The 16,801-nt window shown below is 61.6% G+C and carries 10 protein-coding genes; 5 read left to right on the top strand and 5 right to left on the bottom strand.

What is annotated here, in order from left to right:
* The first annotated feature begins 104 nt into the window (after positions 1-104).
* Both acs and PQU92_RS08815 read left to right on the top strand, forming a co-directional pair.
* On the top strand, positions 105-2,048 hold the full coding sequence (gene acs, locus PQU92_RS08820; protein ID WP_272747850.1) for an acetate--CoA ligase: 1,944 nt from the start codon (positions 105-107) through the stop codon (positions 2,046-2,048).
* Between the two features lie 91 nt (positions 2,049-2,139).
* A complete protein-coding gene (locus PQU92_RS08815) occupies positions 2,140-2,772 on the top strand; it encodes a response regulator transcription factor (RefSeq protein ID WP_303657347.1) in 633 nt (210 codons plus the stop codon).
* Here PQU92_RS08815 and PQU92_RS08810 read toward each other — a convergent pair.
* The gene (locus tag PQU92_RS08810; RefSeq protein WP_272747849.1) at positions 2,769-6,089 is read right to left on the bottom strand and encodes a PAS domain-containing hybrid sensor histidine kinase/response regulator; all 3,321 of its coding nucleotides are present in this window, start codon (positions 6,087-6,089) and stop codon (positions 2,769-2,771) included. The genes PQU92_RS08815 and PQU92_RS08810 overlap by 4 nt on opposite strands.
* A gap of 519 nt (positions 6,090-6,608) precedes the next feature.
* On the opposite strand from PQU92_RS08810, the gene PQU92_RS08805 reads away from it, so the two are divergent.
* The gene (locus tag PQU92_RS08805) at positions 6,609-9,881 is read left to right on the top strand and encodes a TonB-dependent receptor domain-containing protein (RefSeq protein WP_272747848.1); all 3,273 of its coding nucleotides are present in this window, start codon (positions 6,609-6,611) and stop codon (positions 9,879-9,881) included.
* A gap of 335 nt (positions 9,882-10,216) precedes the next feature.
* Here the strand turns inward: PQU92_RS08805 and PQU92_RS08800 are convergent, their stop codons facing one another.
* From PQU92_RS08800 to PQU92_RS08790, 3 genes are all read right to left on the bottom strand, one after another.
* Positions 10,217-11,761 (bottom strand): DHA2 family efflux MFS transporter permease subunit, encoded by a 1,545-nt coding sequence (locus PQU92_RS08800; protein WP_272747847.1) that lies wholly within the window; start codon positions 11,759-11,761, stop codon positions 10,217-10,219.
* Positions 11,762-11,894: 133 nt separating this feature from the next.
* Positions 11,895-13,040 carry an HlyD family secretion protein gene (locus PQU92_RS08795; protein ID WP_272747846.1) on the bottom strand — a complete coding sequence of 382 codons (1,146 nt, stop codon included), beginning with the start codon at positions 13,038-13,040 and terminating at the stop codon, positions 11,895-11,897.
* Positions 13,041-13,083: 43 nt separating this feature from the next.
* Positions 13,084-14,382 (bottom strand): efflux transporter outer membrane subunit, encoded by a 1,299-nt coding sequence (locus PQU92_RS08790; protein WP_272747845.1) that lies wholly within the window; start codon positions 14,380-14,382, stop codon positions 13,084-13,086.
* Between the two features lie 226 nt (positions 14,383-14,608).
* Here PQU92_RS08790 and PQU92_RS08785 point away from each other — a divergent pair, with 226 nt between their 5' ends.
* The gene (locus PQU92_RS08785) at positions 14,609-15,238 is read left to right on the top strand and encodes a TetR/AcrR family transcriptional regulator (protein ID WP_272747844.1); all 630 of its coding nucleotides are present in this window, start codon (positions 14,609-14,611) and stop codon (positions 15,236-15,238) included.
* A gap of 180 nt (positions 15,239-15,418) precedes the next feature.
* The gene (locus PQU92_RS08780) at positions 15,419-15,898 is read left to right on the top strand and encodes a phasin family protein (protein WP_272747843.1); all 480 of its coding nucleotides are present in this window, start codon (positions 15,419-15,421) and stop codon (positions 15,896-15,898) included.
* 245 nt (positions 15,899-16,143) lie between these two features.
* On the opposite strand, the gene PQU92_RS08775 is transcribed toward PQU92_RS08780, so the two are convergent.
* Positions 16,144-16,674: an Abi-alpha family protein gene (locus PQU92_RS08775; RefSeq protein WP_272747842.1), complete on the bottom strand. Its 531-nt coding sequence runs from the start codon at positions 16,672-16,674 to the stop codon at positions 16,144-16,146.
* Positions 16,675-16,801 lie beyond the last annotated feature (127 nt).

The raw sequence follows: 16,801 nt of genomic DNA, 5'->3' as shown, positions 1-16,801 counted from the left end.
GTTGCACCTGTAACGGCGAAATACGCTTCGACTTTGGTCGGGGATGCTGCACCGCCGCGCGTCGATTAGTCTCAACCCCAATGAATACAACAGTGAGGACTATCATGAGCGAGACCGTCTATCCGGTACCGGCCCAATGGCGCGACAGCGCCGTCATCAGCGCGGACGCCTATGAGACGATGTATGCGCGCTCAAAAAACGACCCGCATGCCTTTTGGCTGGAGCAGGCGCAGCGCCTCGACTGGATCAAGACCCCGACGCAGACCGATAATTCATCGTTTCATAAGGCCGATTTCGCCATCAACTGGTTCGAGGACGGCGTACTGAACGTCGCTGCCAATTGCCTTGATCGGCATCTGGACACGCGCGGCGATCAGCCGGCGATCCTGTGGGCCGGTGACGATCCGTCGGAACAGCGCACGATCACCTACCGTGAGCTGCATGCCGAGGTCTGCAAGTTCGCCAATGTTCTCAAGGATCAGGGCGTGCGCAAGGGTGACCGCGTCACCATCTATATGCCGATGATCCCCGAAGCGGCCATGGCGCTGCTGGCCTGCGCCCGCATCGGCGCGATTCACTCCGTCGTCTTCGGCGGCTTCTCGCCCGAAGCCCTGGCCGGGCGTCTGACTGACTGTGATTCGAGCATCGTCATCACCGCCGATGAAGGGCTGCGCGGCGGCAAGGCCGTGCCGCTCAAGGCCAATGTCGATGCCGCGCTGGCGCTGAGTCACTCGGTCACCCGCGTCATCGTCGTACAGCGCACGGGCAATAATGTGCCGATGACCGCAGGGCGCGATTTCTGGTATCATGCCTTGGCGGCGCAGGCTTCGACTGACTGCCCCGCCGAGCCGATGAACGCCGAAGACCCGCTGTTCATCCTCTATACGTCGGGCTCGACGGGCAAGCCGAAGGGGGTTTTGCACACCTCCGGCGGTTACCTGCTCTGGGCCTCGATGACTCATGCTTACGTCTTCGACCACAAGCCGGGTGACGTCTATTGGTGCACCGCCGATGTCGGCTGGGTCACCGGCCACTCCTATGTCGTCTACGGCCCGCTGGCCAATGGCGCGACCTCCGTCATGTTCGAGGGCGTGCCGAACTATCCCGACCATTCGCGCTTCTGGCAGGTCGTCGATCAGTTCAAGGTGACCACCTTCTATACCGCCCCAACCGCCATCCGCGCCCTGATGCGCGAAGGCGAAGCGTGGGTCGATCGTTGCGATCTGTCATCTCTGCGCCTGCTGGGCAGCGTCGGTGAGCCGATCAATCCCGAAGCGTGGGAATGGTACAATCGTGTGGTGGGCAAGGGGCAATGCCCCATCGTCGATACGTGGTGGCAAACCGAAACCGGTGGGCACCTGATCTCGCCATTGCCCGGTGCGACCGCGCTCAAACCGGGTTCTGCAACCAAGCCTCTGTTCGGCGTCTTCCCCGAAATCCTCGACAATGACGGGCGTGTCCTGAGCGGCGCGGCCGAGGGGATTCTGGCCATCGCCAAAAGCTGGCCGGGGCAGATGCGCACCGTCTGGGGCGATCACGAGCGCTTCTTCCAGACCTATTTCGCCAGCTATCCGGGCAAGTATTTCACCGGCGACGGTGCCCGCCGCGATGCCGATGACTATTACTGGATCACCGGCCGCGTCGACGACGTGATCAATGTCTCCGGCCACCGCATGGGCACCGCCGAGGTCGAAAGCGCGCTTGTGGCGCATGAAACCGTCGCCGAAGCCGCCGTGGTCGGCATGCCGCACGACATCAAGGGTCAAGGCATCTACGCCTATGTGACGCTCAATGCCAACGAAGTGCCGTCCGAAGCCCTGCGCAAGGCCCTGATCCAGTGGGTGCGCCACGAAATCGGTCCCATTGCTACGCCCGACGTCATCCACTTCGCGCCGGGCCTGCCCAAAACGCGCTCGGGTAAGATCATGCGCCGCATCCTGCGCAAGATCGCCGAGGGCGAAATCCATAGTCTGGGCGACACCTCGACGCTGGCCGATCCGTCGGTGGTCGAGGCCTTGGTCAGGGATCGCGTCCTGCAACCGGCCTGATACGAGATAGTACTTGCGAAACCGGGGCGCTGATGGGTAAAGATGGCCCGTCAGCGCTTTCGTCTATAAAAAGGGCGCGACGGAGGTTTTTCTGTCCAGCCCCGCATCCATTCTGGTCGCCGACGACCACCCGCTGTTCCGTCAGGCCCTGACCCTGGCGGCGCGCAAGGTGCGTCCCGATGCCGATATCCTTGAGGCCGGAACGCTGAATGCCGCCCTTGACGCCGTCAAATCGGCGCAAAACCTCAAACTGATCCTGCTCGACCTGAAAATGCCGGGTGCCGAAGGTTTTTCCGGCGTCGCCCTGATCCACGCCGAAGCGCCCGAAGTGCCCGTGCTGGTGGTCTCCGCCGCCGAGGCCGAGCAGGCGGCGCAGCAGGCCCGGCGATTCGGCGCGGTGGGTTTTATCGGCAAGGATCAGCCCCTGCCCTTCATGCAAAGCGCCATCAACGACGCACTGGAAGGCCGCCGGATCGAGACCGCGCCCGACGATCACGAGGTGGACGCCGTCGCTGCCAAGGTCGCCGACCTGACGCCCACGCAATTGCGCGTTCTGCTGGGGGTGCTGGCCGGACGGCTGAACAAGCAGATCGCCTTCGATCTCAATATATCCGAAGCCACCGTCAAGGCACACATGACCGCCATCATGCGCAAGCTGGATGTGCAGAACCGCACTCAGGCGGTTCTGGCCGCCAAAGCTCTAGGCATCGGCGGATCGATTTAAATACCCAGCCAGTTTTTCAGCACCTTCGGATCGAGGGGCTTGTAAAACAGGGGCACGCCCGCCGCCTCGCAAGATTTTGCCGTCTCCAGTCCATGATCGGCGGTCACCAGCGCCACCCGCAGGTCCGGCTGCGCCGCCCGCAATCGGGCAATCAGCGACAGTCCGTCGGCCCCGCCACTGAGATTATAGTCGACCAAGGCCCCATCGACACCGTACAAATGGGCCATTGCCGCGTCCGGATCATCGGCGATGCAGGCGTCGCACCCCCAACGGGCCAGCAGTGCGGCCATGGCGTCACGCACCGCCGGTTCGTCATCGACAATCAGAATCCGGCGCGCCTTTTCAGACGTGACGGTCGAAGCCTGCGCCGGCACCACCACCTCAGGCACGGCGGCCATTGGCAGGATCACGGTAAACCGACTGCCCTTTCCGAGGCGTGAGCGCACCTCGACGGGCAGATCCAGCAGGCGCGCGGTGCGCTCGACAATGGCCAGACCCAGACCGATCCCGGCCTCGCCGCTGACGCCCAGTCGTTCGAACTCGCGGAAGATGCGCGCATAGTCCTCATCGGCGATACCGCAGCCGGTGTCATAGACTTCGATCCGCACCCGGTCCTGACGCGGCCGTACCGCTATCAGCACCCCGCCACGTTCCGTATAGCGCACAGCATTGGACACGAAATTTTGCAGGATCGAACGCAACAGGTTGCGATCGGTCTCTACCCAAACCGACGGAGCCCAAAGCCGCAACGCAATCCCTTTTTCCGCCGCCAGAGGCGCGAAAATGACCTCTATATCCTGCACCAACCCTAACAGGTTGAACCGCGCGACCCGCGGTACGATCCCCCCCGCATCGAGTTTCGAAATATCGAGCAGGGACCGCAGCAGGGCATCCGCGGCATCGATCGAACGCTCGACATTACCGACCAGCGCCAGCCCCTCGCCCGCCGCCACTTCCTCGGACAGGGCCGCCGTGAACAGCCGCGCCGCGTGCAGCGGTTGCAGCAGGTCGTGGCTGGCCGCCGCCAGAAACCGCGTCTTTTCCTCGGTCGCACGTGCCAGTGCGGCATTGGCCGCCTGAAGCTCCGCCGTGCGCTGTACGACGCGGCTCTCCAGTTCCAGCCGCGCATGCTCCAAACCGGCCAGGGCCGCCGCTTCATTGGTGATGTCGGTGAAACACATGACATAGCCGCCGCCGGGCATGGGGCCGCCGACCGTCTTGAGCACCTTGCCGTCGGCGCGACGGCGCTCGAAGCTGTGGCGCGCGCCGCGTCGCATGTGCTCAAGCCGCCGCGCCACATGGCTTTCGACCTCGCCGGGCCCGCATTCGCCGCGCTCGGCATTATAACGAATCAGGTCCGCGACCGGCGCGCCGACGCGAATCATCGACGGCGGGTACTGGAACAGGTCCAGATAGCGGCTGTTCCACGCCACCAGCCGCAGGTTCTGATCGATCACGCTGACGCCGGGGTCGATATTTTCCAGCGTCGCCGCCAGAAGCCCCTTCGAGAACTGCAGGCTCTGGCCGGACTGATCCAGAAGGCGCGCCACGTCCTCGACGCTGATCGTCGTGCCGGACAGGGCCGACGACACGATGGCGTGGGCCGACGGCGCGCCGACCACGCCGGCGATCAGGCGCTCGGCCCGCCGCGCCGACGACCGGTCCACCGGGGCGCCGGGGGTGACGGGACCGAAGGTTTCGCTCACCGCCTCCGCCCCGGCAAAACGCGCCGTCAGAGTCGTCAGTTGTTCAAGGGTCTGTACCCGGCCTTCGCGCACCACCGGCATCAGGCGAAACCCCGGCAAGGCCCCCGTGCGTCCGAAGGCAGACACGGCCAGCCAGGCCAGGCCGTTGGCCCCCAGCGACGCTATTACACCATGCGTCAGTGGGTCGATACCGCTCAGGCCAAACAGCCCGACAGGGTTGAACACACCGCCCGCCATGGCGGTCAGCCACGGCTCAGGGGCGAGGGTCGGAAAGAACAGGGTATAGAACCAGACGATCAGGCCACTCAGCAGTCCCGCCTGAATAGCGGTGGCGTCACGCACCTTGCCGCGCACCGCCAGCAGCAGGGCCGGCGTGAACTGTGCAATGGCCGCAAAGGCAATCAGGCCGATGAAAGCCAGTTGCCGGGACGGCGGCACCCACAGGGCGTAGGTCAGGGCCGCGCCCATGACGCCGCCGATGGAAATACGCCTGACCCACAGCATGAGACGGCCGAAGTCGGCGGCGCTCGACATGGTGCGATGGCGCAGCAGGAACGGCGCGATCAGATCGTTGGAAATCATGGTCGACAGGGCAATGGTTTCGACCAGCGCCATGCCGGTCGCCGCCGAAAACCCGCCGATGAATACCAGAAGCGTCAGCCAGTGCACGTCCGCCCCGAACGGCAGGTTCAGCACGAACAGGTCGTGCGACACCTGCGACGGCAACAGGGTCAGACCCGCCAGTGTGATCGGCGGAATGACCAGAAGGGTCAGAAGCAGATAACCGACGAAGGGGCCACGGGCCTTTGTCGCATCGTCGGGACGATCGGCACCGATGACCCCTGTATAGAATTGCCGCGGCAGGCAGACGATGGCCGCCATGGACACCAGCGTGATAACGACAAAGTCGAGATCGATCTGCGAGGGGTCGAATCGGGCCGAAAAGCGCAGCCATCCGGCATCGCGCGCGGCGGGCGGGGCAGCCTGGAACGCCAACACCGCAAACCCGGCCACGGCCACCAGAGCCAGAAGCTTGACCAGCGATTCGGCCGCGACCACATAAAGCACACCGGCATTGCGGCTCGATGCCACATAATGCCGCGTCCCGAACAATATGGCGAACAGGCCCAGCGCGCCCGCCGTCAGCGCCATAGGCCAGACGGTCTCGCCCCCGGCCAGCTGGGCGAAGCTGGTGCCGACCGAGCGCAATTGCAAGGCTAGATACGGAATCGTCCCGAACAACGCCAGAAGCGTAACCAGCGCCGCCACGCCACGGCTCTTGCCGAAACGCGCGCCGATGAAATCCGAGATCGAGGTCGCCCCCTCGGCCTGCACCGCGGCGATGAGCTGGCTCAGGAACTTCGGTGCCACCAGCCAGACCAGAATCGGCCCGAGATAAATAGGCGCGAAGCTCCACCCCTGCCCCACCGCCGAGCCGACAGCACCGTAAAAGGTCCAGCTTGTGCAATAGACACCCAGCGCCAGCGCATAGGCCGGTAAACGAAAACGTGGCTGCCCACCGGCCCCGGCATGCTTTTCCGCCCAGGCACCGATGGCAAACAGACCGCCGACATAGGCCGCGGCCGCCAATAACAGGACTATGCCGTTCAACCCCGTACCGCCCCTTCTGTAATTCTCTTCAGGCGATATCAGGAAACAGGGCGTATTTCCACCGATGTGAATTGCTGCGCTGCAATATACGGTTTCCGATTGAACGCCTTCTGGCCGTACGGTGCTCCTGTACGGAAACCGCATCGGAAACCCATCACAGATTGTAAATTACAACTTTATTAGTGAAATTGGGCCCATTATTGCGGCCCCGACATATGGCGCGCAACATATTACCGCGCCAACCCCGGCCGCCCTGACATTCCCTTGGGTTTATTGCGTAAGCGAAACCAAGCCGCGCCTCGAAACCGGCATATCCCACAAGCGGCATACGATTTCGGGCTGCATTCCTACCGCTTGGTTACCTGTGTGACCTTATTGAAACAGGTTTCATTTGTTATTGACAAATTTGTGGCTAGAGATTGACGCGCCTGTGACACCAATGCGTTATTCACATTAACAGCGTGTAATGCTGGACAAAATTTCGGCCCTCCCCATGGCCGATAACCCGGAGAATGAGTAGTGAGAAAAGATTCCAAGCGATTTGGCCTTCTGGCCACGACGTCGTTTTGCAGCGCGGTACTGACCGGCGTTCTGACGACGGCTTTCACGGGCGGTGTCGCCCAGGCCCAGGATACGGCCCCTAAGGCCGATGCTGCCGCCGCTGAAGAACCCGTTCAGGAAGTCATTGTTACGGGTTCGCGCATCCGTCGTAACGTGGCCAACGCCCCGGCCCCGCTGATCCAGATTACGCAGGAAGACATCCTGCAGTCGGGCCAGCCGAACATCATCGACCAACTGGCCGACATCCCGGCTCTGACCGGCTCCTACGTGCCGGAAGACACCACGGGCTCGAACCTGAATGACGGCGGCCTCTCGCTGCTCAACCTGCGTCAGCTCGGCTCGGGCCGTACGCTGGTTCTGGTGGACGGCAAGCGTCACGTCGGTGCTCAGCAAGGTTCGCTGGCGGTTGACGTCGACACCATCCCGCGCCTGCTGATTGAACGCATCGAACTGATCACCGGTGGTCAATCGGCCATGTACGGCGCCGACGCCGTGTCGGGCGTCGTCAACTACATCATGAAGGATGACTTCGAAGGCCTGATCGTCGATGGCAACCTCTCGCAGATCAATCAGGGCGGTCAAAGCCAGAAGCGTATCTCGGCCTTGTGGGGCAAGAACTTCTTCGACAACCGTCTGAACGTCTACGGTTCGTACGAACACGAAGAAAACGACGAAGTTAAGGACTCCGACGTCGATTGGCGCCGTCGCGCCTGCGGTCTCTACGCGATGGACGCCGACGTCAATGCGGGCACCCCGGATGGCGTATACGATAACCAGCTGCTGTGCGGCGTGCGCAACTTCTCGCGCCCCTATACCGGCCTTCTGGTCGTCGCTTCGGGCCTGCAAACCAGCCCGGCTTCCGATCCGGACATCGCCGCCTCGCTGACGGCCTGTACGCCGCCCGCTACGTCGGCCACCAACAAGTTCCCGACCACGGCGGCGAGCAACACCAACTGCTTCTTCGCAAACGAAAAGAACGCCTATGTCTTCTCCGCGACCGGTGCCGCCCGTCTGCTCGACATCGGTTCATCGCGCGTCGAAGTCGGTGGTCCGCGTTCCAACGCCATCGGTGGTGACGGCCTGAACATCGGTACCGAGTTCTCGCAAGGCAGCCGTATCCCGCAGTCGAACGCCAACCGTCTGCAAGGCGGCTTCAACTTCAAGGTCAACGACTACGTTACCGCCTACGGTGAAGCGAAGTACGTCAAGGAAGAAACCTATGACGATGGTCAGGGTTCGTTCTTCAACATCGGCCTCTACAACGTGCCGGCCAACTCGATGCCGCAATGGACTCCGGCCACCAGCTCGTTCAACATCGGCCTGGATAACGCCTATCTCGATCCGGCGGTCCGCACGATCATTCAGAACAACCTGCTCAAGACCTACGACAAGGACGGCAATCTGGTCTCGACGTCCACGACGGTCGATGCCCGCGCCATGTTCACCAACTTCGGTCCGCTGCGCAACCAGCTGAACTTCCGTGAAGCCAAGCGTTACGTTCTCGGTGCTAAGGGTCAGGCGGACGAGTTCCTGTTCGCCAAGGACATTGCCTGGGAAGCCAGCTATGTTTACGGTGAGCTGAAGAACGAAAACCACGAGCGCGGCCTTGACGTCGAGCGCTATCGTATGGGTGCCGACGCGGTTGTCGACACGGCCGGTAAGGTTCATGGCAAGCCGGGTGAAATTGTCTGTCGCTCGCAGCTTCTGGCTGCCAACGGCTATGCGATTGCCGATCCGTATCGTGGCGGCAATGTCAGCCCGACCGACCCCAAGGTGACCGGTTGCGTACCGTTCAACATCTTCGGTAACGGCCAGAACGACCCGGCGGCCCGCGCCTATTATGACGCGGAAATCCAGGTTTCGCACACCAACAAGCAGCAGCATTTCCTGGCCTATGGCTCGGGCAATCTGTGGGACTTCTGGGGTGCGGGCCCGATCGGTGCCGCCATGGGCGTCGAGTGGCGTAAGGAAGAAGCCGAAGGCAAGGGCCGTACCGGTCCGACCGGCGATCGTATCCTCTTCCTCAACACCGGTGCCGACTTCCCCTACTCGCACTACGAAGTGAAGGAAGCCTTTGCCGAACTGCAACTGCCGCTGCTGAAGAACCTGCCGTTCGTCAAGTCGCTGGAATTCTCCGGTGCCGCCCGTACCTCGGACTACACCACCGTGGGCAAGGTTGACACCTGGTCGACCCAGTTCATGTGGGAAATCAACGACGAGTACAAGATCCGCGGCACCCGCGGTAAGGCCGTACGCGTTCCGACCCTGTCGGAAAACTTCTCGCTGCAAAGCCAGACCTTCGCTTCGATCACCGACCCCTGCGACGCCGTGGTCATCTCGAACACGACCGATCCGAAGACCAAGGAAAACCGTATCAAGAACTGTGCGGCCCTCGGTATCCCGGCCGGTACGTCGATCACCTACACTTCGACGGTCGGCGGCTTCAACGGCGGTAACCCGTTCCTGAAACCGGAAACCTCGGTATCCCGCACGCTGAGCTTCATCGCACAGCCGAAGTTCCTGCCGCGCACGACCTTCGTGTTCGACTGGTACAACATCGAAATCCGCAACGCCATCGCTTCGGTGACGGCGCAGACCCTGGCTAACCAGTGCGTCGGCGGCGATGTCCTGAACAGCAACGCCTGCGGCCTGATCGCCCGCGATCCGACCAACTACCGCATCAACTGGTTCTTGCAAGGTTCGCTGAACTACGCCAAGCTCGAAACGCAAGGTATGGACTTCACGGTCACCTACCGTCAGCCGCTCGACTCGGTCTTCGGCAAGAACCTGGGTCAGCTGAACTTCTCGCTGCGTGGTAACTACGAGCAGTGGAACCGCGAATACACCAACATCGATGCGCCTCTGGCCCAAACGGACTACACGCAATCGGTCGGTGCGCCGCAACTCCGCTTCGCAACCAACGTCGCCTGGCGCTTCAAGCCGGACCTGAGCTTCTTCTGGAACATGGACTTCCAGTCGAGCCAGGAAATCGCCGATATCGACCTGCTGCGTAGCGACTCGGACAACCGTGAGTACAAGTTCCTCACGACCGGTGACTATATCCAGCATGATTTCTCGGTTCGCTGGGATATCAAAGACAACCTCCTGCTGCGTGCCGGTATCGTCAACGCCTTCGACGCCGATCCGGTCGACTGGCTGGGGCAAACGACCGCCGACAACTTCGACCTCTTCGGTCGCCGCTTCTACGTCGGCTTCCAGTACAAGCGCTAAGTCCTTCGGGATGGATGCAAAGAACGGCGGCAGGGCAACCTGCCGCCGTTTTGTTTTGCGTGGCAGCCATAAGGTCCATAGGCCCCTGCACTCTATTATCGTAAATGCTCCCGGTTATGGGGTGTGATACCTGTTGGCCCCACAGTCTGTTAGAGCCGGGTTTCGTTCAGATTGAATCGAAACCTGGCTCTAACATTTCGTTTTGTCGAACATTTGGTTCACATCTTTCTGAAACGAAGTTCGGCGAAGCCAATGCGCTCTAAGACCTGACCTGTGACCATGAAAAAAGGCCGCCGGTGGTCCGGCAGCCTTTTTATTTGCAGTTTTTACTTATCTTAGTCCGCGGCGTGGACCTGTCCATTGGCCATGGTCCGACGGCACAGCCAGATCAGCGGCACCAGACAGACGATGATGATCGACGAGATGCGGAAGATATCGACCGTCGCCAGCAGATAGGCCTGCTGCATGACCTGCCGGGTCATGACGCCCACCGCCTGAGCCTGCGACATACCCATGGCCTGCGCCTGCTCGATCGCCCGGTTCAGCGTTTCCTGATGGACGATATTGGCGATATTGCCCTGAGCGGCGGTTTCATAGCGATCCCACAGGGTCGTCGCCAGAGACGCGGCGAACGAGCCCGCTGTGATCCGGGCAAAGTTCGACAGGCCTGAGGCGGCGGGCATCTGTTGCGGCTTCACATCGCGGAACGACAGGGTGATCATCGAGGTGAAGAACATGCTCATCGCGGCCCCCATGACGAACATCGGCACGATCAGATTGCCGAAATCGACATCCGGCGAATAGAGCGAGCGCATATAGAACGACAGGGCGAACAGCAGCATGGACACCGTGGCCAGAATGCGCGCGTCGATACGGTTCGACAGGCGGGCCACGAACGGCGTCAGCACCACGGCCACCATGCCCGACGGTGCCGCCGCCAGACCGGCCCAGGTCGCCACATAGCCCATATTGGTTTGCAGCCACAGCGGCATCAGCAGGTTGTTGCCGAAAAAGACCGCATAGGCCAGACAGAGCGCGATGACGCCGAAGAGGAAGTTGCGGCTCTTGAACAGCGACAGGTCGACGACCGGGTTCTTTTCGTTAAGCTCCCAGATCAGCCACGCAATGAACCCGATAGCCGCCATGATCGACAGGATGACGATCTGCGGCGAGGAGAACCAGTCGGCGTCCTTACCCGTATCGAGCACCAGTTGCAGCGTACCGACCCAGAAGACCAGCAGCGAGAACGAGATCATGTTCAGCTTACGCGCCACGGTCGGCGTCTCGCGATTGCGCATGAAGCTCCAGCAGATCCACGTACAGGCAATGCCGATCGGCACGTTGATCAGGAAAATCCATTCCCAAGCAAAATTATCGGAGATGTAACCACCCAGAATCGGCCCCAGAACCGGCGCGACCAGCGTGGTCATCGACCACACCCCCAGGGCCGTAGATCGTTTATTTGGGGGGAAGATCATGATCAGCAGGGCCTGAGACCCCGGGATCATCGGGCCTGACACTGCCCCTTGCAGGACGCGGAACAGGATCAGTGACGGCAGGTTCCACGCAATGCCGCACAGGAAAGAGGCCAGCGTAAACAGGGCGACCGAGACGACGAAGGTTCTGACGACGCCGAAGCGCATCATCAGCCAGCCGGTCAGCGGCACGGAAATGCCGTTGGCGACCGCAAACGAGGTGATGACCCACGTCCCCTGATCGGAGGCGACGCCAAGATTACCGGCAATCGTCGGCAGGGCGACATTGGCGATGGTCGAATCGAGCACCTGCATGAAGGTGCCGAGCGCCAGCGCCACGGCGGCCAGCGCCAGAGCGCCTCCGGTTAGCGGCGCGGGCATGGAATTGGGAGGTGCTGAGGCCATGAGGGCGCTCTCCATGAACAGAACGCGGAGGCAATACGGCCCCCACCACCCCGACCGCTACGCGGCCGCGGTCCCCCTCCCCGCCCAGCGGGGAGGTATTGAAAAAAGCTCCCCGCTTACGCAGGGAGCGGTCTTACTTCGATACGTCGATTTTGGCCTTCATCGACAGGCCGACGCGCAGCGGGTGCGCCTGAAGCTCCTTCGGATCGAGCTGGATGCGCACCGGCAGGCGCTGCACGACCTTGATCCAGTTGCCCGAGGCGTTCTGAGCCGGGATCAGCGAGAAAGCCGAACCCGTGCCGCCGGAGACCCCGACGACCTTGCCCTTGAACTTGACGCCTTCGCCGTAGAGGTCGGAGGTCAGTTCGACTTCCTGACCCGGCACGACCTTCTTGAGTTGCACTTCCTTGAAGTTGGCGTCGACATAGGCGTTGGCCACCGGCACGACGGCCATCAGCGGCGTGCCGACCTGAACCTGCTGGCCGATCTGAACGGCTTTCTTGGTGACGACACCGGCCATCGGCGCGCGGACGATGGTGCGGTCGAGCGCCAGCTTGGCCCCGGCCAGCTTGGCGCGCGCAGCCATGACTTCGGGGTTTTCACCCGGCTGCACGCCCGCAAACAGGGTGGCGTTCGACTGGCGATTGCCTTCCGAGGTCAGCAACGCGGCCTGAGCCTGCGCACGGGCGGCGCGGGCGGCGCTGACATTGGCCACAGCGGCGGCATAGGCGCTCTCAGTAGCGGTCAGTTCTTCCTGCGACACCGCGCCGGTCGAGGCGAGGTTCTTGCGGCGGTCGTATTCGAACTTGGCGCGGGCGGCCTCGGCTTCGGCAGCCTTGATCCCGGCATCGGCCTTGGCGATGTCGGCAGCGCGCGCGCCCATGGCACCGGCCAGCGCCTTGTCGTTGCTGTAATAGCCCATGACGCGGCGTTCAGCCGAAGCGAGAGCCGCTTCGGCGGCGGCGACATTGATCTTCGCATCCGCATCATCGATGACCATCAACACGTCACCGGCCTTAACGACCTGGGTTTCCTGCGCCAGAATGCGCAGCACCGGGCCGGAGACCAGCGCGTTGACCTGCGCGGTTTCGGCCCCGACATAGGCATTGTCGGTCGAGACGTAATGCGAGGCGACGAGGAAATAATAGGCACCATAAGCGACCGCGCCGATGGCGACGACGGCGGCAAGGCCGGTCATCAGGGTGCGGCGGTTGTTATTGGCAGGCGTGCGGACCGGGGCGACCGGAGCGGCGGGAGTTTCGGGTGCGTTGTCGGACATGTGACTGACTTTGTTCTTAGGGAAACTGAGAGAATGGAGGAATTTAGTAGGGACCACCGAGCGCCTTGACCATGGCGACTTCGAGCGTCAGGGCGCGGCTTTGCAAGGCGTTGTTGGTGCTGCGTTGCGTCAGCAGGTTCTGTTCGGCCAGCAGCAGGGTGGCGTAATCGCTTAAGCCTCCCTCGTAGCGCAGACGCGCCAGACGATAGGCCTCTTCGCTGGCCGCCAGAGCCGCGTTGGAATGTTGCAGACGTTCGCTTAAGGCGCGCTGGCTGGCGCCGATGTCGGCGACCTCCTGCATGGCGGTGACGACCGTCTGGTTATAGCTGGCCAGGGCCACCGACTGATCGGCTTCGGCGCCGCGCAGATTGGCCTTCAGCTTGCCGCCTTCGAACAAAGGCAGACTGAGGACCGGACCGGCGTTGATAGCATCCATGCCCGACCCGCTGAGGTCGTTGAGGAACACCTTGCCGGCGAAGGCCATTAGGTTGATGTTCGGATAGAAGGACGCCTTGGCGCGCTTCGTCGAGGCCGAGGCGGATTCGACGCGCATCCGGGCGGCGGCGACGTCGGGGCGGCGGCTGATCAGCTCCAGATCGAGACGTTCCGGCGCTTTGAAAGCGCGGGCGTCAGGCAGGTTCGGACGCTCCAGACGCTCGCCATAGGCCGGGGCCTGACCGGCAAGGGCGGCGATCAGGTGACGCTGGATCGTGATGCGCTCTTCGATGGCCGCCAGTTCACCACGGGCATTGGCCACGGCGGCGCGCGCCAGTTCAAGCTCGGCCTTCGAGGTCAGGCCACCGGCGGCCTTCTGCGAGACCAGCGCTTCGGAGTCCTGACGAATGATCAGGGCGCGCTGAGCGAGGTCGTAGTCTTTGTAGAGATGCGCCAGTTCGAAATAGGCATTGACCGTGGCCGTCGTCAGGACCAGCACGGCCTGATGGGCATCGGCGCGGGCGGCGTCGGCGGCGGAGGTTGCCGCCTTCACCCCGGCGCGGTTCTTGCCCCAGAAATCCAGCTCCCAGCCGAAATTGATACCACCGAGCGTTATCGAATCGATTGCAGGGTTGTTACCGCCCATTTGCAGCGTCGCCCCCAGGGCCGTCGCCGTCGGATAGAGCGAGGCGCGCTGGCTGTCTTCGAGCGCCCGCGCTTTCAGCAGCCGCGCCGCCGCCGCCGACAGGTTCGGCGCATCCTTGCAGGCATCTTCGAGCAAGGCGTTCAGTTGCGGATCATTATATTGCGTCCACCAACGGTTATGCACCATGTCAGCGGGGATTTGCACGGCCTGAGGCACGGCAGCATTGGTCTGATCCTTCGGTAGGGCCGCGCACGCGGTCATACTCAGGGCACTGACGCCAAGCAAAAGAAGGGAAACGGGGCGCTTATTTACGAACATAGCGGGACCTTGGAAACGCAAACCGTACGGTACGGTCATTTATCACTTGTGCCTATAGGCCTCTGCCGCTATATTGTCAACAGAACCGTACGGTACGGTCAGAAAAAATTTCGCAGTGCGAAAATCTGAACAGGCCGTACAAGATATATTGCATAGAGGCTAATCAAGTATGAGTACGCAGGAGCTTAGATCCCGCGGAGACAAGGACGCCCGCCGCGAGGCCATTCTCGATGTGGCCAGCGATATCTTCCTCGAAGGCGGTTTCGACGCCGCCTCGATGTCGGCTATCGCGGCCCGCGTCGGCGGCTCGAAAGGGACGCTTTATAATTACTTCAAAAGCAAGGAAGAGCTGTTCGAGGCCTTTGTGCAGCGGCACTGCGCGCTGCACGCCAACCTGATCGACATCCTGATCGAGGCAGAGACCGGCAATTACCGCGAAACCCTGACGCATTGGGGTCAGCGCTACCTGAAGGTTGTGACCTCCGATCTGACTCAGCGCAATTTCCGCGTCATCATGGCGGTTGCCGAGCGCTGGCCGGAAAGCGGTCGCCGCTTTTACGAGAATGGTCCGTTGCGCGGCATCAAGAACGTCGCGGCCTTTTTGCAAAAAGGTGTCGAGGCGGGTGAGTACCGCATCGACGATACCCTGCAGGCGGCCAGCCAGTTCATCGCCCTGTGTCAGAACCGCTATCAGAAGGCGCGTTTCCTGAACTATATGCCCGAACCGACCGACGACGAGATCGTGCGTGAAGTCGAGGCCGCCTTGCGCACCTTCTATGCCGCGTTCGGCGCAAAGTAACCTTACGTCATTCTTACATTTCGCTGATGGAAGCGGCGCAATATCATTACGCCCGATAGTCTAAAAGGGGTGCTGCCGAACCCTTCGGCAGCACCCCTTTTTTCACCCTTCCCTGCCTTGACCGCGTTCGCCGCGGGCCTTTTCGCGCGCCGGTCAGGGCTTTATCCAAGGAATGATCCCATGGCCGATACCCTCACCCCGACCGACGTTCTGTCCAAAACCGAAGACACGATGCAAACGACCGCCGACGCCGCAAAATCCTCCGCCGAAAAGGGCATGGCCTATGGCCGCGACGCCATGAACACCGTGCGCGAAAACACCGAGCGCATGAGCCAGCGCAGCAAGGAGATCGGCGAGCGCACGATGAACGCCTATGCTCAGGCCGGCAAGCAGACCTCCGACATGCTGGGTGAAGTTAACAAGGCGATGACGGATGCCTATGGCCGCTCATTGGCCAATTACGAGGACCTGTCGAAACAGGCGATGAGCGTCCGCACACTGGAAGACGTTCTGGCTCTGCAAAACGCCGCCGTCGAAAAGATGCAGGACAATATGGCGGCCATGACCGGCGTCTACAGCCTGTTCGTCTCGCGCCTGACTCAGGTCATGCAACCGGTCGCCAAACAGGCCGCGGACGAGACGCGCACCTTCGCGGCATAAGATCTCTGTTTGTGTATACTGTAAGGCGGCCGTTCCAGGCCGGGACGATCGAATGGATCGGCCTGCGCCCGGTGAAACACGGCGAGATAGACAGCGTGACCGAGACGGACGTGATCGCGGGCTATGCCAATGCGTCTATGCGATCCGGACCTGATCAACATGTTGGGTGCCAATTCAGTTGATCATGAACAAGATGTAGTAGGGATAAAGACCCCGTCACACATCGCGGCGGGGTTTTTGTCGGTTTAATCAGCCAGTAGCTTTAGTAGCTCACGTCCGCGCGGTGTTGGTCGGGGCTTGCGGAAGTGGGAGATTGGCGGCGCTGTGTTAATCTCATACACCAAGCCGATATCATAAAGGTTAGCTAACGACGTATCAACAGCGGTAGAATCTAGTTTGATGGCGTTGTCCAAGTCCGATTTATCGAAGTTATTGGTCATTTGGCTGAGCACCAACGCGTCAAGCGGCTCAAGCTTTTTAATAGCGTTTATGAAGTATCTGCTAACCTTGGCGCTTCTATTCGGGTCTCTTGCCGCCGCCAAAAGTCTGGCCCAGACGTCCTTAAGTTCCGTCCGGCCCTCGTCCGCAGCACCCTCAAGTAAAGGCAGTGCTACTGACAAAGAGACGGGAACCGTCTGTGTGACGCCGCGTGCCGCCAAACGAGCCTGGCTATCGCGACTCATTTCAGCAATGCGGTCGGCGCGCACCTGTTTAAGCCAGTCCGCCCCCATAAGGCCGGCAAGGTCTTTAAGGGGCTCGCCAATCAGTTCGCCCACGAATCGGGTTGAACCGCCCCGGCTTTGCCGGAGGCTCCAACTTCTGAGAAGATGGAGCTACTATGAACAAAACGACGAACAAGTTTTCACCTGAAGTCCGCGAACGCGCTGTGCGGATGTTTCTCGA

Source organism: Asticcacaulis aquaticus (assembly GCF_028550415.1).
Taxonomy (GTDB): domain Bacteria; phylum Pseudomonadota; class Alphaproteobacteria; order Caulobacterales; family Caulobacteraceae; genus Asticcacaulis; species Asticcacaulis aquaticus.
Note: the sequence above shows the minus strand (reverse complement) of the source record. Positions and strands in the feature narration are given on the sequence as shown.